Here is a 24,964-nt window from a genome sequence, read left to right as displayed (position 1 = left end):
TGCCGGGCCGCTGGTGTTGCCCCCTGAAAGGGGGTTGGCGTAGCGACACGAAGTGCGCGAAGACTGGGGGTGAGCTTCATCTCAGGCCGAGTACGTCGAACATGTCGAACAGGCCGCTGCGCTGGCCGCTCAGGAAGCGCACCGCACGCAGCGCGCCCTGCGCGTAGGTCACGCGGCTGGACGACTTGTGGGAGATTTCGATGCGCTCGCCGATGCCCGCGAACAGCACGGTGTGGTCGCCCACGATGTCGCCGCCGCGGATGGTGGCGAAGCCGATGGTCGACGGGTCGCGCTCGCCCGTGATGCCTTCGCGGCCGTAGACGGCGCAGTCCTTGAGGTCGCGGCCCAGCGCGTCGGCGATCACTTCGCCCATCTTGAGCGCGGTGCCCGATGGTGCGTCGACCTTGAAGCGGTGGTGGGCCTCGACGATCTCGATGTCGTAGCCGGTGGCCATCGCGCGGGCGGCCATGTCGAGCAGCTTGAGCGTGACGTTGACGCCCACGCTCATGTTGGGCGCCATCATGATGGCGACGTCTTTCGCGATCTCGGCGATCTCGGCCTTCTGCGCATCGCTGAAGCCGGTGGTGCCGATCACGGCCTGCACGCCCAGCTCGCGGCACACGGCCAGGTGCGCCATCGTGCCTTCGGGGCGGGTGAAGTCGATCATCACCTGGGCGTCCTGCAGGCCGGTACGCAGGTCGGCCACGATGGGCACGCCGCTGGTGAAGCCCAGGAAGGCCGCGGCATCGGCGCCGAGGGCGGCGCTGCCCGCGATGTCGAGCGCGCCGGCCAGGCGGCAGTCGGGCGCGTTACGCACGGCTTCGATGAGCATGTGGCCCATGCGGCCCGAGGCGCCGGCGATCGCCACCCGGCGCAGTGCGGGAGCGGAGGAAGAAGAATCGGAGGTGGGGGTGGTGGTCGGTTCAGTCACGGGGATTCGGTCGTTGAAAAGTCCCTACGGGAGCCATGGACACCGACGAAAGCCACCCCACCGGCCCGGCGGGCACCGCCCGCAGGAGGGGTGGCCGCCGCCGGAGCCCTGCCGCGCACGCTCAGCGCGCGGCTTCGAGCGGGGGGTAGGCGGCCGGCAGCGCGGGCATGGGGGCCGCCGGGGTGCCGGTGGTGTCGGCTTTCTTGTCGGCCTTGGGCGCGAATTTCTTGAGCTCGTCTTCGGTGGCCTCGAGCTGCGGCACCTTGCCGCTCTTGCGGCGGGTGTCGAGCGTGGCGACGAATTCTTCTTCGCTGGGCATTTCGTCGCCCTCGAAGCGGTCCATGAGTTCGCCGTTGAAGAACACGGTCAGGCGGCGCTCCTGCGGATCGACGCCCTGGCGGCGGATCGTGAAGACGTAGTCCCAGCGGTTGGCGTGGAAGACGTCGTTCAGCAGCGAGGTGCCGAGGATCTCGCGCACCTGTTGGCGCGACATGCCGGGCTTGAGTGCCGCGACCTGTTCCTTCGACACGAAATTGCCCTGCACCACTTCGACTTTGTAGGGGGTGACGGCAGACAGCGCGCCACGCGTGCGTTCGCTGAAACCGCTGCAGGCACCGAGGGCGAGCGTCGCCGCAATGGCAGCAACCAGCAACCAGGGCCGGCGTTGGAGGATGGCAGGCATGGGAGAAGAGGGGGTAGCGATATGATCGAACATTGTAGCGGCCGAGCCTGAAGGCCCGGCCTCAGCCCAGGGCGCAGGAACCATCATGGCCAACATCGACGAACTCAAGAACACCGGCCTCAAGGCCACCTTGCCGCGGCTGAAGATCCTCGAGATCTTCCAGACCGGCAGCCAGCGGCACATGACCGCGGAAGACGTCTTCCGCGTGCTGCTCAACGAACACTCCGACATCGGCCTGGCCACCGTGTACCGCGTGCTCACGCAGTTCGAGCAGGCCGGCATCCTGGAGCGCAGCCACTTCGAAAGCGGCAAGGCGGTCTACGAGCTGAACGAAGGCACGCACCACGACCACCTGATCTGCACCTCGTGCGGCAAGGTCGAGGAGTTCTACGACGCCGAGATCGAGCGGCGCCAGCAGATGATCGCCAAGGACAAGGGCTGGATCCTGCAGGACCACGCCATGTCGCTGTACGGCCTGTGCGGCGATTGCGTCAAGAAGCGCTGACGCTGAAGACCTGCTGAAGCAGAAAGCGGCCCTTCACTTTGAAGGGCTTTTTTCTTTGCTCAGTCCGGATCGCGCCCGCTCTCCATCGCCTTGTGGTGGCGCGCCACGAAATCGGCATAGGTGTCGATGCCGCGCAGCTGCAGGATCGAATTGCGCACCGCGGCTTCCACCAGCACGGCGATGTTGCGCCCCGCCACCACCTGGATGATGACCTTGCGCACGGGGATGCCCAGCACGTCCTGCGTGAGCGGCGCCGAGGGCATGCGCTCGTAGTCGCGCTCGAAGCTGTCGCGCCGCACGAGGTGCACGATGAGCTTCAGCCGCATCTTCCGGCGCACGGCCGTCTCGCCGAAGATCGCGCGGATGTCCAGCAGGCCGATGCCGCGCACCTCCAGCAGGTTCAGCAGCAGGTCGGGGCAGCGGCCCTCGATGGTGTTCTGGTTGATGCGGTACAGGTCGACCGCGTCGTCGGCCACCAGGCCGTTGCCGCGCGAGATCAGCTCCAGGCCCAGTTCGCTCTTGCCCAGGCCCGACTCGCCCGTGATCATCACGCCCATGCCCAGGATGTCCATGAACACGCCGTGCATCGAGGTGCGCTCGGCGAAGTGCTTGGACAGGTAGGCGCGCAGCAGGTCGATCACGAAGGCCGACGATTCGCGCGTGGCAAACAGCGGCAGCTGGGCGCGCTCGCAGATCGACAGCAGTTCGTCGGGCGCGGCCTGGCCGTCGGCCAGCACCAGCATCGGTGGCTCCAGCGTGACGATGCGCCCGATGCGGCGCACACAGTCTTCCTTGCTGCCGCGCGTGAGGTAGGCCACCTCGCGCGCGCCGAGGATCTGCACGCGGTACGGGTGGATGTAATTCAGGTAGCCGACCAGGTCGGCGGCCGACTGTGCGCGGCTGATGACGTCGGGGTCGAACTGGCGCTCCGAGGCGCCGAGCCCCGCGAGCCATTCCCAGCGGAGCGACCCGCGGAACTCCTCGAACATGGCATCGGCGCTGATGACGGTCGGCTTCATGCGTGCGGCGGCCGGCGCGGGACGCCGGCATTCTGGTCAGGATGGAGGGAGAGAAAAGCGTCGCCGCAGCTTATCAGCAGCGGCCCGCCCGGCGCGTGCGCTCAGGCGACCTGGGTCGATTGCCAGCCGGCGATGAGGCCGTGCAGTGCGGCGGCATCGGTGCTGGACTTGATCTGCTCGCGCAGGCCGGCGTCGCTCAGCAGCTCGGCAATTTCAGACAGGATTTCGAGGTGCTTCTGCGTGGCCGCTTCGGGCACCAGCAGGAAGATCAGCAGCGCCACGGGCTGCTCGTCGGGAGCGTCGAAGCCGATGGGGTTCGCCAGCTGGAACACCGCGGCCATCGGCGCCTTGAGGCCCTTGATGCGGCCATGGGGAATGGCGACGCCATGGCCCAGACCGGTGGAACCGAGGCGCTCGCGCGCGAACAGGCTGTCGGTGATGAGGGCACGTCCCAGGCCGTGAAGGCTTTCGAACAGAAGACCCGCTTCTTCGAAAGCACGTTTCTTGCTGGTGGCGTCAACGCTCACGAGCACTTGAGCGGGCGGCAGGATGGACGCGAGGCGATTCATGGTGGGGTCAGAGCGGGGGCGATTATGCACCTCATCGGTAAAAACCCCCAGTCCCTCTAATTACTTTCGTCTACATGTGTTGCCGAGAGGCGTCGCTTCCTCTGGGGGCCTTGCAAAGCCCCACCAATGTGGTCGGACAAACAAAAGGCCGCCCGAAGGCGGCCTGGGATGCGGGGCGCGGGGCCCGGCGTTTACATCACGCGCTTGGGCGCCACGTGATGGTGGTCTTGCAGGCGATCCTTGTGGCGGACCACCTGGCGGTCGAGCTTGTCGACCAGCTCATCAACCGCGGCGTACAGATCAGCGTGGCTCGATTCCGCGAACATGTCATTGCCCTTGACGTGAATGTTGCACTCCGCCCTTTGGCGGCGTTCCTTTTCCTTCTGCTTTTCCACCGTGAGGATCACCTTGACATCGACCACCTGGTCGAAATGTCGCGTGATCCGGTCCAGCTTGCTCGTGACGTAGGTGCGCAAGGCAGGTGTGACGTCGAGGTGATGACCGCTGATCGTCAAATTCATGAATGACCTCCTGAGAATTGACGGTTGGGGAAATGACCGCGCTCCGGGATGAAGCGTGGCCGGCGAAACAGGTTTGGGGGAGAACGGGAGAAGAGGAAGAGAGAGGTGAGAAAGGGGGCGGTCGGATTCACTATGCCCAAGCTGTCACGGTATTGCAATACCGGGGCTTGCCCGAGTGACGGGCCGGTGTATTGCATGCCCTAATCCGCTATTGATTCCATAGCTGCCCCCGTGCAGTGGCATGCCCTTGCGGCACATTGGAAGCAAGTGTTTCCACGCGCCGCGCGCAGTGACCCTCCCGCCCGAAGGGCCGGCCCGTTCAGCGCCAGGCGGCGCGCATGCGGTTGCGCAGGTCGATCACCGCGGCCGGCGGCGGCACGGCGGGCGGCAGCACCGGTGGCGGCGGCCAGGTCTGCAGCTCGAAGCCCGCCAGGTCGGACTCCGTGATGAAGCGGGTGCGGTTGGCGTACAGGTGCCGGTCGCCACGCGCCGCCTGCTGCGTGATGTGGAAGCGCTGCGGCATCACCAGATGCAGGTGGTCGCGGGCCCGCGTCATCGCCACATAGAGCAGGCGCCGCTCTTCTTCCAGCTCGTGCGCACCCTGCGCCACATCGGCCGGCATGCAGCCGTCGACCACGTTGATGACGTGCACCGAATTCCACTCCTGCCCCTTGGCCGAATGGATGGTCGACAGGATCAGGTAGTCCTCGTCGAGCGAGGGCGGGCCGGGCCGGTCGCTGGTGGCCTCGGGCGGATCGAGCGTGAGCTCGGTGAGAAAGCGCTCGCGCGAGCCATAGCCGGCCGCCAGCCGCGCCAGCTGTTCGACGTCGGCACGGCGCACGCCCGAGGTGTCTTCGTACAGCCGCTCCAGGTGGGGCTGGTACCACTGCATCGCCACCTCCACGTCGGCCGGCCATTTCAGGGACGGTTCGCGCAAGGCAGCGTAGGCCTGGGCGAAGTCGGCCCACTGTTCGCGCGCTGCGGAGGGCGGCACGAAGTCCCGCACGGCCGCGGCCGGGTCGGCCGCCTGGTCCATCGCGTCGAGCAGGCGCGTGCCGGTGGCCGGGCCCACGCCGGGAATGAGCTGCGTGACCCGGAAGCCCGCCATGCGCCCGCGCGGGTTCTGCGCGAAACGCAGCACGGCGAGCAGGTCCTTCACGTGCGAGGCCTCGAGGAACTTGAGCCCGCCGAACTTCACGAACGGGATGTTGCGCCGCGCCAGCTCCAACTCGAGCGCCGCGCTGTGCGACGAGGTGCGAAACAGCACCGCCTGCGACTTCAGCGCCAGCCCGCCCTCGCGGTGCGCGAGGATCTTGTCAGCCACCCAGCGCGCCTGCCCGGCCTCGTCGGGCACGAGCACCAGCACCGGCTTGCCGGCCGAGGGCTTGTCGGTCCACAGCGTCTTGGCATGCCGCTCGGCGGCCTGCGCGATGACGCGGTTCGACGCGTCGAGGATCGGCTGCGTCGAGCGGTAGTTGCGCTCCAGCGTGACGATGCGTGCCTCTTGCGAGAACTGCGACGGAAAGTCGAGGATGTTGCGCACCGTGGCGCCGCGGAACGAGTAGATCGACTGCGCGTCGTCGCCCACCACCGTCACGCCACGCCCGTCGGGCTTCATCGCGCGCAGGATCTCGGCCTGCAGCAGGTTGGTGTCCTGGTACTCGTCGACCAGCACGTGGTCGAAGCGCGCGCCGACGTGCGCGGCCAGCGTGGGCTCGGCGACCATCTCGGCCCAGTAGAGCAAGAGGTCGTCGTAGTCGAGCACGTTCTGCTGCTGCTTGGCCTCGACGTAGGCGCCGAAGAGCGTCTTGAGCTGCGCCTCCCACTCGGCGCACCAGGGAAAGCTGTCTTTCAGCACGGCGGCCAGCGGCGCGCGCGTGTTCACGCAGCGCGAGTAGATCGACAGGCAGGTGCCCTTGCGCGGAAAGCGGTTGACCGTGGACGACAGGCCCAGCTCGTGCCGCACCAACCCCATGAGGTCTTCGGCGTCGCCGCGGTCGTGGATGGTGAAGTTCTCGTCCAGCCCGATCTGCGCGGCGTACTCGCGCAGCAGCCGCGCGCCGATGCCGTGGAAGGTGCCGGCCCAGGGCAGCGCGGGCGGGCGCTCCGACTTCAGCCCCAGCACGCGCGCCAGCACCTGGCCCGCGCGGCGCTCCATTTCCTGCGCGGCGCGGCGCGAGAAGGTGAGCAGCAGCAGGCGCTGCGGATCGACCCCGTCCGCGATCAGGTGCGCCACGCGGTGCGCCAGCGTGCTGGTCTTGCCCGAGCCGGCACCGGCGATCACGAGCAGCGGCCGGTGGTCAGCGCCGACCGCCGCGCCCACGCCATGCTCGACCGCCGCGCGCTGGTCGTCGTTGAGCGCGGCGAGCGCCGCGGCCAGGCGCTCGGCTTGCGTCTTCGGGGGGGTGGAAAGAACGGGGGACGCAGGGGTCTGCATGGGCACGACTTTACTGTATGTCCGTCCAGTTCGCGTGCCTTGCCGCCCTGTGGCCGGTGACATAATCGCGCCTCGCTGCAACCGGAGACTCCCCATGGAAACCGCCCCGTCTCGGCAGCTTTCAACTCCCATCCGACGCCGCGCATGATGTACTGACGCCGGGTCTGCGGGAATTGAAAGCGCCCCTCCCTCGCCCATCGTTCAGTCATCCCCGGGAGTGAGCCCATGCTCAACATCTTTACGCTCGCCAACGGCCGCCTCGTCCAGGAAGAGATCGAGTCGCTCGAAGAGCTCTCCAAGTTCCAGCCGATCTGGGTCGACCTCGAGTCGCCCACGCTCGAGGAAAAGCGCTGGATCAAGCAGTACTACGGCCTCTCGATTCCCGAAGACGCGATGGACGAGGACATCGAGGAATCCGCCCGCTTCTACGAGGAAGACAACGGCGAACTGCACATCCGCTCCGACTTTCTGATCGACGACGACGAAGACCCGCGCACGGTGCGCGTCGCCTTCATCCTGAACCAGCACAACACCGACCTGCGCAGCCGTGGCGTGCTGTTCTCGATCCACGACGAAGATGTGCCCGTGTTCCGCCTGCTGCGCATGCGCGCACGCCGCGCGCCGGGGCTGATCGAAGACGCAAAAGAAGTGATGCTCAAGCTCTTCGACGCCGACGCCGAATACTCGGCCGACACGCTGGAGAACATCTACGACGAGCTCGAGGTGGCGGGCAAGAAGGTGCTGTCGGGCAACGTCAGCGACGAGCTGGCCGGCGAGGTGCTCGGCGCCATCGCGCGGCAGGAAGACTTGAACGGCCGCATCCGCCGCAACGTGATGGACACGCGCCGCGCCGTGAGCTTCATGATGCGCAGCAAGATGCTCAACGCCGAGCAGTTCGAAGAGGCGCGGCAGATCCTGCGCGACATCGAGTCGCTGGACAACCACACGGCCTTCCTCTTCGACAAGATCAACTTCCTGATGGATGCGACCGTCGGTTTCATCAACATCAACCAGAACAAGACCATCAAGATCTTCTCGGTGGCCAGCGTCGCGTTGCTGCCGCCCACGCTGATCGCGAGCATCTACGGCATGAACTTCAAATTCATGCCCGAGCTCGACTGGGCCATGGGCTACCCCTACGCCATCGCGCTGATGGCCGCGAGCGCGCTGGTGCCGATGTGGTACTTCCGCCGGCGCGGCTGGCTCAAGTAGTTCTTCACACTGGGTGCTAGAGTGGCTGTCGGCAGGCAGCTGCCCCTGGAGAGCCCCGTGCGCAGACTTCGTTTCCTCACCAACCGCCACCGCGCGCCGTCGACGAACACCGCGCTCGGGCTGCTGCTGGCCTTCAACGCCGGCGCCATCAATGCGGGCGGCTTCCTCGTGCTGCACATGTACACCTCGCACATGACCGGCTTCGCCTCGCAGCTGGCGGACGGCATGGTGCTGGGCAACCTCACGCTGCTGCTGAACGCGCTGGGCGCGATCCTGGCGTTCGTGAGCGGCGCCGCCGTCTGCGCGGTGCTGGTGAACTGGGCGCGGCAGCACCGGCTGCATGGCGTGTATGCGCTGCCGCTGCTGCTGGAGGCCGCGCTGATGTTCCCGTTCGGGCTCGCCGGCGCCATCACGCTGACCTGGGCCACGCCGTTCGCGGTGCCGCTCACGGTGCTGCTGCTCTCGTTCATCATGGGCCTGCAGAACGCCGTGGCGTCGAAGACCTCGGGCGGCAGCACGCGCACCACCCACATGACCGGCAACATCACCGACGTGGGGATCGAGCTGGGCAAGATGCTCTACTGGAACCGGCGCGCGCCGTCCACGCCGCTGCCGGTGCGCCACGACCGCAGCCGGCTGCGCCGCTGCGGCGGGCTGGTCGCCATGTTCGTGCTCGGCGGCACCGTGGGCGCGCTGGGCTTCAAGCACGTGGGCTTCATCTGCGTCGTGCCGCTGGCCGCGCTGCTGCTGGCGCTGTCGATCCCGCCGCTGCTGCGCGACCTGCCGCAGCTGCGCCGGCTCGCGCCGTAGGCGGGTTCTTCAGGCCGCGTCGCGCGGCAGGGCGGCGAGCCAGGCGTCGACGAGCGCGAGGCTGTAGCGGCTCGCCACCTCGGCCACGAAGCGCGTGAAGTCGCCGTGCGCGGCATCGTCGGCGCGGTCCGAGATGGTCCGCAGCGCCGCGAAGGGAACGCCGTAGTCGTGGCAGGCCTGCGCCATCGCCGCGCCTTCCATCTCGACCGCGAGCGCATCGGGCAGCGAGCGCTGCAGGGCGCCACACTCCGCGGTGGTCGACACGAAACGGTCGCCGCTGATCAGCAGGCCGCGATGCACCTTCGGCGACCGCAGATGGAACTCATCGACCGCCTTCTGCCCCACCAGGCTCACCGGATCACGCAACGTGCTTTCGGCCACCGCCGCCAGCGCATCGCCGATGGCCGCATCGGCCGCGAAGCGCGAACGTCCCATCAGCGGCACCTCGTATTTCGGAAAGATCGGCGAGGCGTCCATGTCGTGCTGCAGCAGCTCGGTCGCCACGACCACGTCGCCGACGTTCACGCCCGACGCCAGCCCGCCCGCCACGCCCGTGAACACGATCGCCCGCACGCCGAAGCGTTCGAGCAGCACCGTGGCCGTGACCGCCGCCGCGACCTTGCCGATGCGCGACAGCACCGCGACCACGGGCTGGCCTTGCAGGTGGCCGACCCAGAAGTCGCGGCCGGCCACGCGCACGCGCTGCTCGTCGGGCATGCGCGCGAGGAGCGCACTGAGCTCCTCGTGCATGGCCGCGACGATGGCGATGGGCGCTGCGGCCACGGCTTACTTGATATCCACGCCGTAGAAGGTGTGGCGGCCGAACGGACTCAATTTGAAGTCGACCACTTCCTTGCGCACCGGCTTCAGCTGCACCGCATGCGCGATGGTGAACCACGGCGCCTGCTCCTTGAAGATGACCTGCGCCTTCTTGTAGAGCGCATCGCGCTCCGACTGCTTGGTCGCGCTCTTGGCCTTCACCACGAGGTCTTCGTACGGCTGGTAGCAGAACTTCGAGATGTTGCTGCCGCTGGCCGACTTGGCCGAGGCGCAGCCCAGCAGGGTGTACATGAAATTGTCCGGGTCGCCGTTGTCGCCGGTCCAGCCCAGCATGCCCATCTGGTGCTCGCCGGCCTGCAGGCGCTTGCGGTACTCGCCCCACTCGAAGCTCTTGATCTCGGCCTTGACGTTGATCTTGGCCAGGTCGGCCTGCATCAGTTCGGCGATGCGCTTGGCGTTCGGGTTGTACGGGCGCTGCACCGGCATGGCCCACAGGTCGGTGCTGAAGCCGTCGGGGAAGCCGGCCTGCGCCAGCAGCTTCTTGGCGGCCTCGGGGTCGTACGGGTCGTCCTTCACGGCATCGTTGTAGGACCACAGCGTCGGCGGGATCGGGTTCTTCGCGGCCACGCCGGTCGTGAGGTACACGCCGTCGATGATGGCCTTCTTGTTGATCGCCATGTTGATGGCCTTGCGCACGCGCACGTCGTCGAAGGGCTTCTTGGTCGTGTTGTACGAGAGGTAGCCCACGTTCAGGCCCGGCTGCTCCAGCACCTGCACATTCGGGTCCTTGCGGATCGCATCGAGGTCGGCCGGGTTCGGGTACGGCATGACGTGGCACTCGCCCTTTTGCAGCTTGGCCCAGCGCACCGACGCATCGGGCGTGATCGCGAACACGAGGTCGTCGATCTTGGCCTTGCCGCCCCAGTACTGCGGGAAGGCCTTGAAGCGGATGATCGCGTCCTTCTGGTACTGCACGAGGTAGAACGGGCCGGTGCCGACCGGGTCCTGGTCGACCTTTTCGGGCGTGCTGGCCTTCAGCATCGCGATGGCGTATTCCTTCGACTGGATGCCGGCGTACTGCATCGCCAGGTTGGCCAGGAACGGCGCCTCGGCCTGGTTGAGCGTGATCTTCACCGTGTGGTCGTCGATGCGGTCCACCGACTTCAAGAGCTTGGGCATGCCCATGTCGTTGAAGTAGGAGTGGTTCTGGCTCGTGACCTTGAAGAAGGGGTCGCTGTCCTTCCACTGGCGCTCGAGCATGAAGATGAAGTCGTCGGCGTTGAAGTCGCGCGTGGGCTTGAAGCTCTTGCTCGTGGTGTGCCACTTCACGCCCTTGCGCAGGTGGAAGGTGTACACGGTGCCGTCGGCCGAGATGTCCCATTTTTCAGCGAGGCCCGGCATGACCTTGGTGCCGCCGCGCTCGAACTCGACGATGGTGTTGTAGACCTGCGTGGTCACGTCGAACGACGTGCCGGTGGTGTTCATGCCCGGATAGAAGTTTTCCGGGCTTCCTTCGGAGCAGTACACCAACGTCTTGGCTGACACGGCGCCGCAGGCCAGGGTAAGGGCCGTGAGCGCTGCCGGTGCCAGAAGCGCCAGCTTTTGTGAGCGGCGCGAAACGGAGGGCTGGGTCTTCATGGGGACTCCTCGAGACAGGGTTGAAAAAATCGCCACTCCACTCTTCTTCAGGAAGCGGCGAGCACGGGACCATCGGCGCGCACGGCCGGCGCGCCATCGAGAAACTGCTCGGCGTAGTGGCAGGCCACCAGCCGCTCGTCGAGCGCGCGCAGCGCGGGGCGCTCCTGGCGGCAGCGCGGCTGCACGTGCGGGCAGCGCGTGCTGAAGACGCAGCCCGAAGGCGGGTCCAGCGGCGACGGCAGCTCGCCCTTGAGCACGATGCGCTGGCTGCTCAGGCCCGGCGTCGAAGCCAGCAGCGCCTGCGTGTACGGATGCAGCGGCCGCGCGAAGATGCGCGACTTGGGGCCCTGCTCCACCGCATGGCCCAGGTACATCACGAGCACGTCGTGCGCGATGTGGCGCACCACGCCCAGGTCGTGCGAGATGAAGAGGTAGGCCAGCCCCAGCTCGGCCTGCAGATCGGCCAGCAGGTTCAGCACCTGCGCCTGGATCGACACGTCGAGCGCCGACACCGGCTCGTCGGCCACCAGCAGGCGCGGCGACAGCATGAGCGCGCGCGCGATGGCGATGCGCTGGCGCTGGCCGCCGGAGAACATGTGCGGGTAGCGGTTGGCGTACTCGGGGCGCAGGCCGACGCGGGCCAGCATCTCGCGTGCTTTCTCTGCGCGCTCCGGCTTGCTCAGCGTGGTGTTGATGGCCAGCGGGTCTTCGAGCACCGCCGAGATCTTCTTGCGCGGGTTGAGCGAGCCGTACGGGTTCTGGAACACCAGCTGCACCGCCTGGCGCAGCTCGCGCTTGCGTTCATGCGGCGGGCTCACGGCATCGGCGCCGATCAGCGTCAGCTGCCCGGCGGTGGGCTTCTCGATCAGCGCGACCATGCGCGCGAGCGTCGACTTGCCGCAGCCCGATTCGCCCACCACCGCCAGCGTGCGGCCGCGTTCGAGGCGGAACGAGATGTCGCCCACGGCGCGCAGCTGCGCCGGTGCGCGGAACAGCCCGCGCCGCACCGCGTAGGTGCGCTGCAGGTTGCGCGCCTCGGCGACGATCTCCGGTGGCGATGCGTCGCTCATGGCAGCACCTCCGCGATGGCAGCGCGCGGTGGGTCTTGCGCAATGGCGTCTGCGCGCCCCGGCTCGCCGAGCGGAAAGTGGCAACGCACCTCGGCGCCCTGCCACGCACGCAGCGCCGGGCGCACCTGGCAGGCGCGCTCGGTGACGTAGCCGCAGCGCGGCGCGAACAGGCAGCCCGCGGGCCGGTCGTGCACGCCGGGCACCACGCCGCTGATGGTGGCGAGCCGCCCCTCGGGCGCGGCGCGCTCGGGCAGCGCCGCGAGCAAGGCCTCGGTGTAGGGATGCTGCGGTGACGCAAAGAGGCGGTCGACGCGCTGGTGCTCCATCACCTGCCCCGCGTACATCACGGCGATGCGCTGCGCCATCTCGCTGACCACGCCCATGTTGTGCGTGATGAGCACGAGCGCCATGCCGCGCTCCTTCTGCAGGTCGCGCAGCAGGTCGAGGATCTGCGCCTGGATGGTCACGTCGAGCGCGGTGGTCGGCTCGTCGGCGATCAACAGGCGCGGGTTGCAGGCGATGGCCATCGCGATCATCACGCGCTGGTTCATGCCGCCCGAGAGCTGGTGCGGGTAGCTGCCCAGGCGCGACGACGCGGCGGGGATGCCGACCTGCTCGAGCAGCTCGGTGGCGCGCTTCTTCGCTTCGCGCTTGTCGAGCTTCAGGTGCAGGCGCAGCGTTTCCATCAGCTGGAAGCCGATGGTGAAACAGGGGTTGAGGCTGGTGGTCGGCTCCTGGAAGATCATCGCGACCTCCTTGCCGACGAGCGCGCGGCGGGCCTTGTCGGAGATGCCGAGCAAGTCCTTGCCTGCAAAGCGCATGTGGTCCGCGCGCACGCGGCCCGGAAAGCCGACGAGGCCCATGAGCGCCATCATCGTGACGCTCTTGCCCGAGCCCGACTCGCCGACGATGCCGAGCACCTCGCCCTCTTCGAGCGTGAGGCTCACGCCGTCAACCGCATGCAGCACGCCGCCCTGTGTAGGGAATTCGACGTGCAAGTCCTTGATATCGAGCAAAGGCATCTGTTCTTTCCTTTGCGTCAGCGCTTGAGCTTCGGGTCGAGCGCATCGCGCAGCCCGTCGCCCAGCAGGTTGAAAGCCAGCACGGCCGCAAGGATCGCAAGGCCCGGGAAGGTGACGACCCACCACGCGCGCAGCACGAACTCGCGCGCATCGGCCAGCATCGTTCCCCACTCGGGCGACGGCGGCTGCGCGCCCAGGCCCAGGAAACCGAGCGCGGCGGCGTCGAGGATGGCGGTCGAGATGCCCAGCGAGGCCTGCACGATCAGCGGCGCCGCGCAGTTGGGCAGCACCTCGCGGAACATGAGGCGCAAGGTGCCGGCGCCGCTCACGCGCGCGGCGGTCACGTAGTCGCGAGAGACCTCGGCGATGACGGCGGCGCGCGTGATGCGCACGTAGTGCGGCAGCACCACGATGGCCACCGCGAGCATCGCATTGACCAGCCCCGGCCCGAGGATGGCGACGATCACGATGGCGAGCAGCAGGCTCGGCAGCGTGAGCACGATGTCCATCAGCCGCATGATCGCGATCTCGAGCGCGCCGCGGAAAAAACCCGCAATCAGCCCGAGCACCACGCCCACCACCACCGACAGCGCCACCACCGCGACGCCGATCGACAGCGACAGCCGCGCGCCGTGCATGAGGCGCGACAGGATGTCGCGCCCGATGGCGTCGGTGCCGAGCAGGTAGCTGAACGAACCACCTTCCTGCCAGGCCGGTGGCTTCAGGAACGCGGCGCTGTTGGTTTCGTTCGGCGCGTGCGGTGCGATCCACGGCGCGAACAGCGCGACGAGCAGCAGCACCACGATGGTGACGAGGCCGATGACGGCGCCGCGGTTGGCCGAGAAGGCGGTCCAGAACTCGCGCCAGGGACCGGGTGGGGTCGAGGCCTTGGCGCCTGCGGGCACGGTGTGTGTCGTTGCCATGGGGTCAGCGCCGGATGCGCGGGTTGATGACGCCGTACGCCACGTCGACCAGCAGGTTCACCAGCATCACGATGCCGCCGAGCAGCAGCATGCCGCCCTGCAGCACGGGGTAGTCGCGCCGGCCGATGGCCTCGATGAGCCACTTGCCGACACCGGGCCAGGAGAAGATGGTCTCGGTGAGGATCGCACCGGTGAAGAGCACGCCGACCTGCAGGCCGATCACCGTGACGACCGGGATCAGCGCGTTGCGCAGCGCATGCAGGCCCACCACGCGAAAACGCGACAGGCCCTTGGCGCGCGCGGTGCGGATGTAGTCCTCGCCCAGCACCTCGAGCATCGCCGAGCGCGTCATGCGCGCGATGACGGCCAGCGGCACGGTGCCCAGCACGATGGCCGGAAGAATGAGGTGGTGCAGCGCCGACCAGAAGGCCTCGGTCTCGCCGGCGCGCAGCGCGTCGATCAACAGGAAGCCGGTCTGCGGCTCGACGAAGTACTGCACCGAGATGCGGCCCGACACCGGCGTCCAGCCCAGCTGCACCGAGAAGAACAGGATCAGCAGCAGGCCCCACCAGAAGATCGGCATGGAGTAGCCGGTGAGCGACGTGGCCATCACGCCGTGGTCGAAGATGGAGTTGCGCCGCACCGCCGCGAGAATTCCGGCCGGCAGCCCGAGCAGCAGCGCGAAAAGAATCGCGCACACGCCGAGTTCGACAGTGGCCGGAAAGAGCGCGAGGAACTCGCTCATCACCGTGTCCTGCGTGATGAGCGACTTGCCCAGGTCGCCGTGCAGGACGCGGCCGATGTAGATGCCGTATTGCACGAGCAGGGGCTTGTCCAGGCCCATGGCGGTGCGCAGCTCGGCGTGGCGCGCGGGGTCGATCCCGCGCTCGCCGGCCATCGTCTCGATGGGGTCACCCGGCACCAGCCGGATGAGAAAGAAGGCCAGCAGCGTCATGCCGATGAAGGTCGGCACGAGCAAGCCTAGGCGGACTGAAATGAATCTGAGCATCGACCCGCGAATATGCAAGATCGATGCCCCGGCCCCACCCGGGCGGAACCCTTACTACTTCTTGCTATCCCGCAGTTCGCGCCGCAGGATCTTGCCCACCGGGGTCTTGGGCATGTCGGTGCGGAACTCGATCACGCGCGGCTGCTTGTAGCCCGTGAGGTTGGCGCGGCAGTACTCGCGCACCTGCGCTTCGGTGAGTGCCGGGTCCTTCTTGACGATGACGAGCTTCACGGCCTCGCCGGTCTTCTCGTCGGGCACGCCCACCGCGGCGCATTCGAGCACGCCGGGCAGCATTGCCACCACGTCTTCGATCTCGTTCGGGTACACGTTGAAGCCCGACACCAGGATCATGTCCTTCTTGCGGTCGACCACCTTGAAGTAGCCGCGCTCGTCGACCACGCCGATGTCGCCGCTCTTGAAGTAGCCGTCGGGCGTCATGACCTTGGCGGTCTCGTCGGGGCGCTGCCAGTAGCCGGCCATGACCTGCGGGCCCTTGATGGCGATCTCGCCGCGCTCGCCGGTGGGCACTTCGTTGCCGTCGTCGTCGAGCAGCTTGAGCCAGGTGCTCGGCAGCGGCAGGCCGATGGTGCCGGTGTAGGCCGTGCTGTTGGTCGGGTTGCAGGTGGTCGAGGGCGAGGTTTCCGAGAGGCCGTAGCCCTCGCAGATGGGGCAGCCGGTTTTCTCGAGCCAGAGCTTGGCCACCGCGGCCTGCACCGCCATGCCGCCGCCGACCGAGACCTTCAGGTTCTTCCAGTTGACGGTGTTGAAGTCGGGGTGGTTCGCCAGCCCGTTGAACAGCGTGTTGACGGCCGGGAAGCTGTGGATGGTGTGCTTCGACAGCTCCTTGAGCACGCCGGGGATGTCGCGCGGGTTCGGGATCAGGATCAGCTTGCCGCCCGTGCGCATGCTCAGCATCATGCCGACCGTGAACGCGAAGATGTGATACAGCGGCAGCGCGCACACGCTGGTGGGCTGCTCGTTGGCCGGCACCTTGGCCATGACGGGCTCGTTCCAGGCTTCGGACTGCAGCACGTTGGCGATCACGTTGCGATGCAGCAGCACCGCGCCCTTGGACACGCCGGTGGTGCCGCCGGTGTACTGCAGCACGGCCACGTCGTCGGGACCGGTGGCCACGGGCTTGAGCTTGCCGCTCGCGCCCTTGTCGAGCGCGTCGTTGAAGCGCACGGCGCCCGGCAGGCTGAAGTGCGGCACCAGCTTCTTGACGTTGCGCACCACGTAGTTGACGAGCGCGCCCTTCAGGAAGCCGAGCCGGTCGCCCATGGAGGCCAGAACGATGTGCTTGATCGGCGTGGCCGCGATGCACTGCTGCAGCGTGGTGCCGAAGTTCTCCATGATGATGATCGCCTTGGCGCCCGAGTCCTTGAGCTGGTGCTCGAGTTCGCGCGGCGTGTACAGCGGGTTCACGTTCACTAGGATCAGGCCGGCGCGCAGGATGGCCGCCACCGCGATCGGGTACTGCGGGCAGTTGGGCATCATCGCGGCGACGCGGTCGCCCTTCACGAGGCCCAGGCCCTGCAGGTAGGACGCGAAGGCCTTGCTGAGCTTGTCGGTCTCGCCGTAGCTCACGTCCTTGCCCATGAAGCTGTAGGCCGTGCGGTCGGCGTACTTGGTGAAGCTCTCCTCCATGAGCGCCACCAGCGACGGGTACTGCGAAGCGTCGATGTCGGCGGGCACGCCTTGCGGGTAGCTGCTGAGCCAGGGGCGTTCGGTCATGGATGTGTCTCCTCGGAGTCGGATGAGTTTTTAAAACGAAAACGGCGCACGTGAGGCGCCGCGACGATCAGGCCCGCATCGCGGGCACGGACCTTCGGCCTATTCGATGGCCTTGCCCATATCTTCCACTACTTTTTTCGCATCGCCAAAGACCATCATGGTCTTGTCCATGTAGAAGAGCTCGTTGTCCAGGCCCGCATAGCCGGCCGCCATGGAGCGCTTGTTCACGATGACGGTCTTGGCCTTGTAGGCTTCCAGGATCGGCATGCCGTAGATCGGCGTGCCCTTGGTGAGCGCGGCCGGGTTCACCACGTCGTTGGCACCCAGGATGATCGCCACGTCGGCCTGCGCGAACTCGCCGTTGATGTCTTCCATCTCGAACACCTGGTCGTACGGCACCTCGGCCTCGGCCAGCAGCACGTTCATGTGGCCCGGCATGCGGCCGGCCACGGGGTGAATGGCGTACTTCACCTTGACGCCCTTGTGCGTGAGCTTCTCGGCCAGTTCGTTCACGGCGTGCTGGGCGCGCGCCACCGCCAGGCCGTAGCCCGGCACGATGATCACCGTCTCGGCGTTGGACAGCATGTAGGCCGCGTCGTCGGCGCTGCCGCTCTTCACGGGGCGCTGTTCCTTCGCGCCGTCGGTGGCCGCAGCCGCCTCGCCGCCGAAGCCGCCCAGGATCACGTTGAAGAACGAGCGGTTCATGGCCTTGCACATGATGTAGCTCAGGATCGCGCCCGAAGAGCCCACCAGCGAACCGGCCACGATCAGCATCGCGTTGTTCAGGCTGAAGCCGATGCCGGCCGCCGCCCAGCCCGAGTAGCTGTTGAGCATCGACACCACCACCGGCATGTCGGCGCCGCCGATCGGGATGATGATGAGCACGCCCATCACGAAGGCCAGCGCCAGCATCGCGAAGAACGCCGGCCAGCTTTCGGTGGCCACGAACACCAGGCCCAGGGCGATGGTCGCCAGGCCCAGCACCAGGTTCAGCATGTGCTGGCCCGAGAACTGCACCGGTGCGCCCTGGAACAGGCGGAACTTGTACTTGCCCGAGAGCTTGCCGAAGGCGATGACCGAGCCGCTGAAGGTGATGGCGCCGATGGCCGCACCCAGGAACAGCTCGAGCCGGTTGCCATAAGGAATGGCGTAACGCACGAAGCCCTCGAAGAGGACCGCGCCGTCGGGCGTGCGCGCACCGACGACCGCCGCCACGGGCGCGGCCGTGATGCCGAAGGCCCAGGGCTCGGCCACCGCGGCCACGCCGATGAACACCGCGGCCAGGCCGATCATGCTGTGCATGAAGGCGACCAGCTCGGGCATCTTGGTCATCTCGACCTTGTTGGCCATGAAGGCGCCCAGGCCGCCACCGACCACGACGGCGGCCAGCACCCAGGCGATGCCGGTGGTGAAGTCGACGTTGAGGGCGCGCGCCTGCGCATGCACCAGCGCGATGGTGGTCAGCACGGCGATCGCCATGCCGGTCATGCCGAAGATGTTGCCGCGGATCGAGGTGGTGGGATGGGACAGGCCCTTCAGGGCCTGGATGAAGCAGACGCTGGCAACGAGGTACAGCAGCGTGACGAGGTTCATGCTCACTTGGCGGCTCCCTCTGCAGCCTTGGGGGCGGCCTTCTTGTCCTTCTTCTTGAACATCTCGAGCATCCGGCGCGTGACCAGGAAGCCGCCGAAGACGTTCACCGCGGCCAGCGCCACGGCGAGCACGCCCATGGTCTTGCCCAGCGGGGTGGTGGTGAGCGCGGCGGCCAGCATGGCGCCCACGATCACGATGGCCGAGATGGCATTGGTCACGGCCATGAGCGGCGTGTGCAGCGCGGGCGTGACGGTCCAGACCACGTGGTAGCCGACGTAGATGGCCAGCACGAAGATGGTCAGGTTGATGACGGTGTGCGAAACGATTTCCATGGTGTTGTGTTCTCCTCGTTCGGTCTTTCGTGCCCTGTCAGAGCTTCTTGACTTCCTTGATGCGGTTGGCATCGCCAAGCAGCACCACCTTCGGCTTGTAGTCGGCGGCTTCGGCCTCGGTCATGGGGGCGTAGGTGCAGATGATGAGCAGGTCGCCCACATGCGCCTTGCGCGCCGCCGCGCCGTTGAGCGAGATGGCGCCCGAACCGCGCGCCGCCTTGATGATGTAGGTCGAGAAGCGCTCGCCGTTGTTGACGTTGTACAGCTCGATCTTTTCGTACTCGCGCATGTCGGCCGCGTCGAGCAGGTCTTCGTCGATGCCGCACGAGCCTTCGTAGTGCAGGTCGGCTTCGGTCACGGTGGCGCGATGCAGCTTCGCGCGGAGCATGGTGCGGTTCATGGAAGGCAGCCTGCTCTTCTTACTTGCGCGTGACCTGGCCGTCTTGCGTGACGCGGCAGGCGGCGACGATGTCGTCCTCGAGGTCGATCTTCAGTGCGCCTTCCTTCGTGACGACGAGCTTGAGGAAGTCGAGCACGTTGCGCGCATACAGCGCCGACGCGTCGGCCGCCACCAGCGCCGCGAGGTTGGTTTCGCCGACGATGGTCACGCCATGCTTGACCACGGTCTTGTCGGCCTCCGACAGCGGGCAGTTGCCGCCGATGCCGTCGGCGCCCTTGCCGGCCGCGATGTCGACGATGACCGAGCCCGGCTTCATCGACTTGACCATGTCCTCGGTGATGAGGGTGGGCGCGGCGCGGCCCGGAATGAGCGCGGTGCTGATGACCACGTCGGCCAGCGCCACGCGCTTGGCGACCTCGATCTGCTGGCGCGCGAGCCAGCTCGGGGGCATCGGCTTGGCGTAGCCGCCGACACCGACCGCGGCCTCTTTCTCTTCATCGGTGTCGTAGGACACCTCGATGAACTTGCCGCCCAGCGATTCGATCTGTTCCTTGACGCTCGGACGCACGTCCGAGGCCTCGATCACGGCGCCCAGGCGCTTGGCCGTGGCGATGGCCTGCAGGCCGGCCACGCCGACGCCCAGGATGACGACACGCGCGGCCTTCACGGTGCCCGCGGCAGTCATGAGCATGGGAAAGAAGCGCTGGTACTTGTCGGCCGCGATCATCACGGCCTTGTAGCCGGCGATGTTGGCCTGCGAGCTGAGCACGTCCATGCTCTGGGCGCGCGTCGTGCGCGGCGCGGCTTCGAGCGCGAAGCCCGTGACGCCCGCGGCGGCCAGGCGCTGCAGGCCGGCCGCGTCGAAAGGATTGAGCATGCCGATGACGACCGCGCCGGCCTTCAACTGCGCCGCCTCGGCGTCGCTGGGCGTGCGCACCTTGAGCACCATGTCGGCGGAGAGCGCCCCGGCCGCATCGGTGATCTCGGCGCCTGCCGTCTGGTACGCCGCGTCGGTGACGCTGGCTGCAATGCCGGCACCGGCCTGCACACGCACGGTATGCCCGGAGGCCACCAGTTTCTTCACCGTTTCGGGTGTAACGGCCACTCGGGTTTCGCCAGCCGCTGTCTCGGCAGGCACGCCTATCAACATAGAGTTCTCCTCAGGGGGAAGGGGCAGCACGGATTGCGGGCAGAGCTTACAGCAAGATTACAAGCGTTCACTGTCGCCAAGATGCTGCGCGTACATTGCCTTCCAGCGCCCATCCACATTGATTCCCTCGCTATTCAATTGATAGCAAATTGCACGTCGATGCGATTCCCCAGGGCGCGCGGACGCCATGGGTTGAAACCCTCATGCCACCCGAACGAGCCGCAGGATCGGAATGCAATCAATTGAGTTCAATTGCCATCAATTAGCGATTGAATCACATGGATCAAATCAATTTAAGTGAATTAATGGCAATTCGCATCAAAAATCCCTGACGCAGATAGATACACTTCGATTCATATTGCGGACACATAGAGGTCCGCACAGGGCGGAACAAGGGAATGGAATGCGAATCGCAGTACTCGACACTGAGCCGGACCAACTTCAGTTGATCCACCAAACCATGGCGAGCCTCGGCCACGAGTGCCATACCTACGGCGGCGGCAAGGCGCTGCTCCATGCCATGCGCCGAGAGACCTTCGACCTGTTGGTCCTCGACTGGCGCCTGCCAGACATGAAGGGCCCCGACGTGGTCCGCACGATCCGCCAGGACTACAAGAGCCGCATGCCGATCCTGTTCGTGACCGAACACCACGACGACAGCGACATGGTCGAAGGCCTCAACGTCGGCGCCGACGACTTCATGGCCAAGCCGCTGCGTCCGATCGAGTTCGAGGCCCGCATCAACGCCCTGCTGCGTCGCTCCTACCCCGCGCGGCACGAGCCCGAGCTGGTGTTCGGCCCGTACCACTTCTTTCCGCCCTCGCGCACCATCCGGGTCCACGGCAAGCTGGTCGAGCTGAAGAACCGCGAATACGAACTCGCGCTCTTCCTGTTCCAGAACCTGGGGCGCCTGCTCTCGCGCGAGCACCTGCACGAGGCGGTCTGGGGGCTGGGGGTCGAGGCGCTGTCGCGCTCGCTCGACACCCACGTGTCGCGCCTGCGCACCAAGCTCGAGCTGCGCCCGTCGAACGGTTTCCTGCTGCTGGCGGTCTACGGCCTCGGCTACCGGCTGGAAACCATCGAAGTGGACACGCGGGCAGTCACGCCGCTGCGCTGAAGCGCCCTGGCCGCGGCGCCTGTCGTGCAACGATCGGCTGTTAGCCGATAGACTCGCGCCCACGATGCCCACACGCTGGAAACCCAATGTCACCGTGGCCGCGGTGATCGAGCAAGACGGCCGCTTCCTGCTCGTCGAAGAGCAGACCGACGACGGCCTGAAGCTCAACAACCCCGCCGGCCACCTCGACCCCGGCGAGTCGCCCGAGGACGGCTGCATCCGCGAAACGCTCGAGGAAACAGCCCACGCCTTCACGCCGACCGCGCTGCTCGGCGTGTACATGGCGCGCTCGGCCGAGCAGCCCGACGTGACCTACATGCGCTTTGCCTTCACCGGCGAACTGGGCGCGCGCGAGGAAGGTCGTGCGCTCGACGAAGGCATCGTGCGCACGCTGTGGATGACCGTGGACGAGATCCGCGCCAGCGTCGCGCGCCACCGCAGCCCGCTGCTGCTGCGCTGCATCGAGGACTACCTCGCCGGCAAGCGCCACCCGCTCGCGCTGATCCACACCGAAGACAGCGTGCGGCAGCCCCGCTGAGGCCTGCTCAGACGATGACGCCGCCCCCGAGGCAGCGCTCGCCGTCGTACAGCACGGCCGACTGCCCCGGCGTGACCGCCCATTGCGGCGCACCGAAGCGCAGGCTGAACGCGCCGTTGGGGCCCTCGGCCAGTTCGCAGGCCGCATCGGCCTGCCGGTAGCGGGCCTTCGAACCGTAGGCGCCCGCGGTGGGCGCCTCGCCGGCGACCCAGCTCGCGTCGTCCGCCTTCAGTTCGGACGACAGCAGCCACGGATGGTCGTGCCCCTGCACCACCCACAGCGTGTTCTTCTCGACGTCCTTGCGCGCGACGAACCAGGGCGAATGGTCGCCCGCGCCGCGCTGCGCGCCCTTTTCCTTCACGCCACCGATGCCCAGCCCCTGGCGCTGGCCCAGCGTGTAGAAGCTCAGGCCCTGGTGCTCGCCGAGCTTGCGGCCGCGGTCGTCCTTGATCGGGCCCGGCTCCTTGGAGATGTAGCGGTTCAGGAAGTCGCGGAACGGCCGCTCGCCGATGAAGCAGATGCCGGTCGAGTCCTTCTTCTTCGCGTTGGGCAGGCCGATTTCTTCCGCGATGCGGCGCACCTCGGTCTTGTGCAGCTCGCCGACCGGGAACAGCGTCTTCGACAGCTGCGCCTGGTTCAGGCGGTGCAGGAAGTAGCTCTGGTCCTTCGAGTTGTCGAGCCCCTTGAGCAGCTCGTGCCGGCCCGTGGCCTCGTTCAGGCGCACGCGCGCGTAGTGGCCGGTGGCGATCTTCTCGGCGCCCAGCCGCATGGCGTGGTCGAGAAAGGCCTTGAACTTGATCTCGGCGTTGCACAGCACGTCGGGATTGGGCGTGCGGCCGGCCTTGTATTCGCGCAGGAACTCGGCGAACACGCGGTCCTTGTAGTCGGCGGCGAAGTTGACGTGCTCGATCTCGATGCCCAGCACGTCGGCCACGCTGGCGGCGTCCACGAAGTCGATGTTCGACGAGCAGTACTCGCTGTCGTCGTCGTCTTCCCAGTTCTTCATGAAGATGCCGACCACCTCGTGCCCCTGCTGCTTGAGCAGGTGCGCGGTGACCGCGGAGTCCACCCCGCCGCTCAGCCCGACCACGATCCGTTGTTTTGCCATAAGCCCGCCATTGTCCCAGTCCGGCGACAGGGGCATCCGGCGTGTGGGAAATCGGGAAAACCCGTGTCGCCGGCTTGTCAGCCGCCACTCCACGATGCGAAAGGCCGGCGCTACAGTGCCCCGAAACACAGCGGAGACACACGCATGGCGACCCCTTCCCTCTCTGGCGACCCCACCCCCTGGACGCGCAACTACCCGCCCGGGATGCGCTGGGACGCCGACCTGCCCGTCAAGCCGGTGCAGCAGATGCTCGACGAAGCGGTCGCACGCTGGCCCGGGCACTCGGCCGTGGAGTTCATGGGCCAGGCCCTCACCTACGCCCAGCTCGGCGCGGCGGTCGACCGCGCCGCCAAGGGCCTGCAGGACCTGGGCGTGAAGCCGGGCGTGCATGTCGGCCTGTACCTGCCGAACACGCCGCACTACCCGATCGCCTTCTTCGCCGTGCTCAAGGCCGGCGGCACGGTGGTGAACTACTCGCCGCTGGACGCCGAGCGCGTGCTGGCCCACAAGATCGAGGACAGCCGCACCGACATCCTCGTCACGCTCGACCTCGTGAACCTCTACCCGCTGATGGCGCGCCTGCTCGACAGCTCGCGCCTGAAGACGCTGGTGGTCGGCAGCCTCGGCGACTACGGCGCGGCGGGCGACAAGGTGCAGGCGCAGCTGCAGGGTGCCGGCCAGATCGCACCGGTGCCCACCGACGACCGGCACGTGCGCTTCACCGACCTGCTCAAGAGCGAAGGCACGCACCAGACCTACCCGCTGGGCGACCTGGCCGAAGAGATCGTCGTGTTGCAGTACACCGGCGGCACCACCGGCCTGCCCAAGGGCGCGATGCTCACGCACGCCAACCTCACGTCGGCCTCGGCGCAGTACTACGAATCGACGCGCGGCGAGCCGCCGATCCTCGACGAAGGCAAGGAACGCTTCCTGGTCGTGCTGCCGCTGTTCCACATCTTCGCGCTCAGCGCCGCGATGCTGCTGGGCGTGCGCCTGGGCGCGGCGCTGGTGCTGCACACGCGCTTCGATGTCGATGCAGTGATGAATGAACTCGCGGCCAGCCGGATCAGCGTGTTCCCCGGCGTGCCGACGATGTACACCGCCATCCTTTCGCACCCCAAGGCCAAGGAGATGGACCTGCGCTCGCTGAAGTTCTGCGGCTCCGGCGGCGCGCCGCTGCCGGTGGAGGTGGAGCAACGCTTCTTCGAACTCACCGGCTGCCACCTCAACGAAGGCTGGGGCATGACCGAAACCTCGCCCGTGGGCACCTTCACGCCCGCGCGCGGCGTGCGCAAGGCCGGCTCGTGCGGCATGCCGCTGCCGCGCGTGCGCATCAAGCTCGTGAGCCTGGACGACCCGACCCAGGACGTGACCGCGTTCGGCGAGCCCGGCGAGCTGTGCGTGCAGGGACCGAACGTCATGAAGGGCTACTGGAACAACCCGAAGGCCACCGCCGAGTCGATGACCGCCGACGGCTACTTCCGCAGCGGCGACGTCGCGAAGATGGACGCCGACGGCTACCTGTACATCGTCGACCGCACCAAGGACATGCTGCTGTGCGGCGGCTACAACGTGTACCCGCGCGTGCTCGAGGAGGCAGTGTACGAGCACCCGTCGGTGGCCGAGGTCTGCGTGATCGGCGTGCCCGACGCGTACCGCGGCCAGTCGCCGAAGGCCTTCGTGAAACTGAAGGACGGCGTGGACGACCTCACGCTCGACGCGCTCAAGGCCTTCCTGAAGAACCGCCTGGGCAAGCACGAGATGATCGGCGCGCTCGAGATTCGCGCCGAGCTGCCCAAGACCGCCGTGGGCAAGCTCTCGAAGAAAGACCTCGTGGACGAGGAAGCCCGCAAGCGGGCCTGAC

General features: G+C 67.2%; 24 protein-coding genes. 6 read left to right on the top strand and 18 right to left on the bottom strand.

The genetic code is table 11. From position 1 onward, the window contains the following. Window positions 1-76 precede the first annotated feature (76 nt). Together dapB and AC07OH_RS22650 are read right to left on the bottom strand one after the other, a co-directional pair. Window positions 77-877, bottom strand: coding sequence for a 4-hydroxy-tetrahydrodipicolinate reductase (gene dapB / locus AC07OH_RS22655; RefSeq protein ID WP_493195589.1), 801 nt, complete (start codon window positions 875-877; stop codon window positions 77-79). 175 nt (window positions 878-1,052) lie between these two features. After that, window positions 1,053-1,613, bottom strand: a complete 561-nt coding sequence (locus AC07OH_RS22650) for an outer membrane protein assembly factor BamE (protein ID WP_354345456.1) — start codon at window positions 1,611-1,613, stop codon at window positions 1,053-1,055. An 85-nt stretch (window positions 1,614-1,698) separates the two neighbouring features. Between AC07OH_RS22650 and fur the strand changes: the two genes are divergently transcribed. Continuing rightward, window positions 1,699-2,118: a ferric iron uptake transcriptional regulator gene (gene fur / locus AC07OH_RS22645; RefSeq protein ID WP_056584276.1), complete on the top strand. Its 420-nt coding sequence runs from the start codon at window positions 1,699-1,701 to the stop codon at window positions 2,116-2,118. A 59-nt stretch (window positions 2,119-2,177) separates the two neighbouring features. Here fur and hprK read toward each other — a convergent pair whose 3' ends face one another. From hprK to AC07OH_RS22625, 4 genes are all read right to left on the bottom strand, one after another. Next, window positions 2,178-3,137 (bottom strand): HPr(Ser) kinase/phosphatase, encoded by a 960-nt coding sequence (hprK, locus tag AC07OH_RS22640; protein ID WP_062481041.1) that lies wholly within the window; start codon window positions 3,135-3,137, stop codon window positions 2,178-2,180. Window positions 3,138-3,238: 101 nt separating this feature from the next. Then, complete coding sequence (locus tag AC07OH_RS22635) at window positions 3,239-3,706, bottom strand: PTS sugar transporter subunit IIA (RefSeq protein WP_042581318.1); 468 nt, start codon at window positions 3,704-3,706, stop codon at window positions 3,239-3,241. Between the two features lie 191 nt (window positions 3,707-3,897). Beyond that, a complete protein-coding gene (gene hpf / locus AC07OH_RS22630) occupies window positions 3,898-4,227 on the bottom strand; it encodes a ribosome hibernation-promoting factor, HPF/YfiA family (RefSeq protein WP_013538898.1) in 330 nt (109 codons plus the stop codon). 319 nt (window positions 4,228-4,546) lie between these two features. Continuing rightward, window positions 4,547-6,664, bottom strand: a complete 2,118-nt coding sequence (locus AC07OH_RS22625) for an ATP-dependent helicase (protein ID WP_495302195.1) — start codon at window positions 6,662-6,664, stop codon at window positions 4,547-4,549. Window positions 6,665-6,889: 225 nt separating this feature from the next. Here AC07OH_RS22625 and corA point away from each other — a divergent pair, with 225 nt between their 5' ends. Beyond that, the gene (gene corA / locus AC07OH_RS22620; protein ID WP_056584267.1) at window positions 6,890-7,876 is read left to right on the top strand and encodes a magnesium/cobalt transporter CorA; all 987 of its coding nucleotides are present in this window, start codon (window positions 6,890-6,892) and stop codon (window positions 7,874-7,876) included. 57 nt (window positions 7,877-7,933) lie between these two features. Beyond that, window positions 7,934-8,686: a YoaK family protein gene (locus AC07OH_RS22615; protein WP_495302194.1), complete on the top strand. Its 753-nt coding sequence runs from the start codon at window positions 7,934-7,936 to the stop codon at window positions 8,684-8,686. A 9-nt stretch (window positions 8,687-8,695) separates the two neighbouring features. On the opposite strand, the gene AC07OH_RS22610 is transcribed toward AC07OH_RS22615, so the two are convergent. The 11 genes from AC07OH_RS22610 to AC07OH_RS22560 form a co-directional block, all read right to left on the bottom strand. Next, window positions 8,696-9,436 carry a 5'-methylthioadenosine/adenosylhomocysteine nucleosidase gene (locus AC07OH_RS22610; RefSeq protein ID WP_495302253.1) on the bottom strand — a complete coding sequence of 247 codons (741 nt, stop codon included), beginning with the start codon at window positions 9,434-9,436 and terminating at the stop codon, window positions 8,696-8,698. A gap of 36 nt (window positions 9,437-9,472) precedes the next feature. Then, the gene (locus AC07OH_RS22605; RefSeq protein WP_495302193.1) at window positions 9,473-11,104 is read right to left on the bottom strand and encodes an ABC transporter substrate-binding protein; all 1,632 of its coding nucleotides are present in this window, start codon (window positions 11,102-11,104) and stop codon (window positions 9,473-9,475) included. A gap of 47 nt (window positions 11,105-11,151) precedes the next feature. Continuing rightward, a complete protein-coding gene (locus AC07OH_RS22600) occupies window positions 11,152-12,174 on the bottom strand; it encodes a peptide ABC transporter ATP-binding protein (RefSeq protein ID WP_495302192.1) in 1,023 nt (340 codons plus the stop codon). Next, window positions 12,171-13,196 (bottom strand): ABC transporter ATP-binding protein, encoded by a 1,026-nt coding sequence (locus AC07OH_RS22595; RefSeq protein ID WP_489060065.1) that lies wholly within the window; start codon window positions 13,194-13,196, stop codon window positions 12,171-12,173. Before AC07OH_RS22595 ends, AC07OH_RS22600 begins: the two co-directional genes overlap by 4 nt. Before the next feature lie 17 nt (window positions 13,197-13,213). Next, window positions 13,214-14,119, bottom strand: a complete 906-nt coding sequence (locus AC07OH_RS22590) for an ABC transporter permease subunit (protein ID WP_495302191.1) — start codon at window positions 14,117-14,119, stop codon at window positions 13,214-13,216. Between the two features lie 4 nt (window positions 14,120-14,123). After that, window positions 14,124-15,128 carry an ABC transporter permease subunit gene (locus tag AC07OH_RS22585; RefSeq protein ID WP_495302190.1) on the bottom strand — a complete coding sequence of 335 codons (1,005 nt, stop codon included), beginning with the start codon at window positions 15,126-15,128 and terminating at the stop codon, window positions 14,124-14,126. Window positions 15,129-15,182: 54 nt separating this feature from the next. Further along, window positions 15,183-16,862, bottom strand: a complete 1,680-nt coding sequence (locus AC07OH_RS22580) for a long-chain-fatty-acid--CoA ligase (protein ID WP_495302189.1) — start codon at window positions 16,860-16,862, stop codon at window positions 15,183-15,185. 99 nt (window positions 16,863-16,961) lie between these two features. Next, window positions 16,962-18,461: an NAD(P)(+) transhydrogenase (Re/Si-specific) subunit beta gene (locus AC07OH_RS22575; RefSeq protein ID WP_495302188.1), complete on the bottom strand. Its 1,500-nt coding sequence runs from the start codon at window positions 18,459-18,461 to the stop codon at window positions 16,962-16,964. Beyond that, window positions 18,458-18,787 carry an NAD(P) transhydrogenase subunit alpha part 2 gene (locus AC07OH_RS22570; protein ID WP_062481510.1) on the bottom strand — a complete coding sequence of 110 codons (330 nt, stop codon included), beginning with the start codon at window positions 18,785-18,787 and terminating at the stop codon, window positions 18,458-18,460. The genes AC07OH_RS22575 and AC07OH_RS22570 overlap by 4 nt, the downstream gene beginning before the upstream one ends. 37 nt (window positions 18,788-18,824) lie before the next feature. After that, on the bottom strand, window positions 18,825-19,187 hold the full coding sequence (gene panD / locus AC07OH_RS22565) for an aspartate 1-decarboxylase (protein WP_489060073.1): 363 nt from the start codon (window positions 19,185-19,187) through the stop codon (window positions 18,825-18,827). 19 nt (window positions 19,188-19,206) lie between these two features. After that, complete coding sequence (locus tag AC07OH_RS22560) at window positions 19,207-20,337, bottom strand: Re/Si-specific NAD(P)(+) transhydrogenase subunit alpha (RefSeq protein ID WP_495302187.1); 1,131 nt, start codon at window positions 20,335-20,337, stop codon at window positions 19,207-19,209. A 403-nt stretch (window positions 20,338-20,740) separates the two neighbouring features. Here AC07OH_RS22560 and AC07OH_RS22555 point away from each other — a divergent pair, with 403 nt between their 5' ends. Both AC07OH_RS22555 and AC07OH_RS22550 read left to right on the top strand, forming a co-directional pair. After that, window positions 20,741-21,454, top strand: coding sequence for a response regulator transcription factor (locus AC07OH_RS22555; RefSeq protein ID WP_489060077.1), 714 nt, complete (start codon window positions 20,741-20,743; stop codon window positions 21,452-21,454). 64 nt (window positions 21,455-21,518) lie between these two features. Beyond that, on the top strand, window positions 21,519-21,992 hold the full coding sequence (locus tag AC07OH_RS22550; RefSeq protein ID WP_307696908.1) for an NUDIX hydrolase: 474 nt from the start codon (window positions 21,519-21,521) through the stop codon (window positions 21,990-21,992). Window positions 21,993-21,999: 7 nt separating this feature from the next. On the opposite strand, the gene mnmA is transcribed toward AC07OH_RS22550, so the two are convergent. Next, window positions 22,000-23,100 carry a tRNA 2-thiouridine(34) synthase MnmA gene (gene mnmA, locus AC07OH_RS22545; RefSeq protein ID WP_495302186.1) on the bottom strand — a complete coding sequence of 367 codons (1,101 nt, stop codon included), beginning with the start codon at window positions 23,098-23,100 and terminating at the stop codon, window positions 22,000-22,002. Between the two features lie 144 nt (window positions 23,101-23,244). On the opposite strand from mnmA, the gene AC07OH_RS22540 reads away from it, so the two are divergent. Further along, window positions 23,245-24,963 (top strand): long-chain-fatty-acid--CoA ligase, encoded by a 1,719-nt coding sequence (locus AC07OH_RS22540; RefSeq protein WP_495302185.1) that lies wholly within the window; start codon window positions 23,245-23,247, stop codon window positions 24,961-24,963. Window position 24,964 lies beyond the last annotated feature (1 nt).

It is taken from the genome of Variovorax sp. GW821-FHT10C12 (assembly GCF_059415405.1).
Note: the sequence above shows the minus strand (reverse complement) of the source record. Positions and strands in the feature narration are given on the sequence as shown.

Coding starts and splice junctions, on each gene's coding strand:
- AC07OH_RS22650 (WP_354345456.1), bottom strand. CDS start 1,613: ATGCCTGCCATCCTCCAACGCCGGCCCTGGTTGCTGGTTGCTGCCATT.
- fur (WP_056584276.1), top strand. CDS start 1,699: ATGGCCAACATCGACGAACTCAAGAACACCGGCCTCAAGGCCACCTTG.
- hprK (WP_062481041.1), bottom strand. CDS start 3,137: ATGAAGCCGACCGTCATCAGCGCCGATGCCATGTTCGAGGAGTTCCGC.
- AC07OH_RS22635 (WP_042581318.1), bottom strand. CDS start 3,706: ATGAATCGCCTCGCGTCCATCCTGCCGCCCGCTCAAGTGCTCGTGAGC.
- hpf (WP_013538898.1), bottom strand. CDS start 4,227: ATGAATTTGACGATCAGCGGTCATCACCTCGACGTCACACCTGCCTTG.
- AC07OH_RS22625 (WP_495302195.1), bottom strand. CDS start 6,664: ATGCAGACCCCTGCGTCCCCCGTTCTTTCCACCCCCCCGAAGACGCAA.
- corA (WP_056584267.1), top strand. CDS start 6,890: ATGCTCAACATCTTTACGCTCGCCAACGGCCGCCTCGTCCAGGAAGAG.
- AC07OH_RS22610 (WP_495302253.1), bottom strand. CDS start 9,436: ATGCACGAGGAGCTCAGTGCGCTCCTCGCGCGCATGCCCGACGAGCAG.
- AC07OH_RS22605 (WP_495302193.1), bottom strand. CDS start 11,104: ATGAAGACCCAGCCCTCCGTTTCGCGCCGCTCACAAAAGCTGGCGCTT.
- AC07OH_RS22600 (WP_495302192.1), bottom strand. CDS start 12,174: ATGAGCGACGCATCGCCACCGGAGATCGTCGCCGAGGCGCGCAACCTG.
- AC07OH_RS22595 (WP_489060065.1), bottom strand. CDS start 13,196: ATGCCTTTGCTCGATATCAAGGACTTGCACGTCGAATTCCCTACACAG.
- AC07OH_RS22590 (WP_495302191.1), bottom strand. CDS start 14,119: ATGGCAACGACACACACCGTGCCCGCAGGCGCCAAGGCCTCGACCCCA.
- AC07OH_RS22585 (WP_495302190.1), bottom strand. CDS start 15,128: ATGCTCAGATTCATTTCAGTCCGCCTAGGCTTGCTCGTGCCGACCTTC.
- AC07OH_RS22580 (WP_495302189.1), bottom strand. CDS start 16,862: ATGACCGAACGCCCCTGGCTCAGCAGCTACCCGCAAGGCGTGCCCGCC.
- AC07OH_RS22570 (WP_062481510.1), bottom strand. CDS start 18,787: ATGGAAATCGTTTCGCACACCGTCATCAACCTGACCATCTTCGTGCTG.
- panD (WP_489060073.1), bottom strand. CDS start 19,187: ATGAACCGCACCATGCTCCGCGCGAAGCTGCATCGCGCCACCGTGACC.
- AC07OH_RS22560 (WP_495302187.1), bottom strand. CDS start 20,337: ATGTTGATAGGCGTGCCTGCCGAGACAGCGGCTGGCGAAACCCGAGTG.
- AC07OH_RS22555 (WP_489060077.1), top strand. CDS start 20,741: ATGCGAATCGCAGTACTCGACACTGAGCCGGACCAACTTCAGTTGATC.
- AC07OH_RS22550 (WP_307696908.1), top strand. CDS start 21,519: ATGCCCACACGCTGGAAACCCAATGTCACCGTGGCCGCGGTGATCGAG.
- mnmA (WP_495302186.1), bottom strand. CDS start 23,100: ATGGCAAAACAACGGATCGTGGTCGGGCTGAGCGGCGGGGTGGACTCC.
- AC07OH_RS22540 (WP_495302185.1), top strand. CDS start 23,245: ATGGCGACCCCTTCCCTCTCTGGCGACCCCACCCCCTGGACGCGCAAC.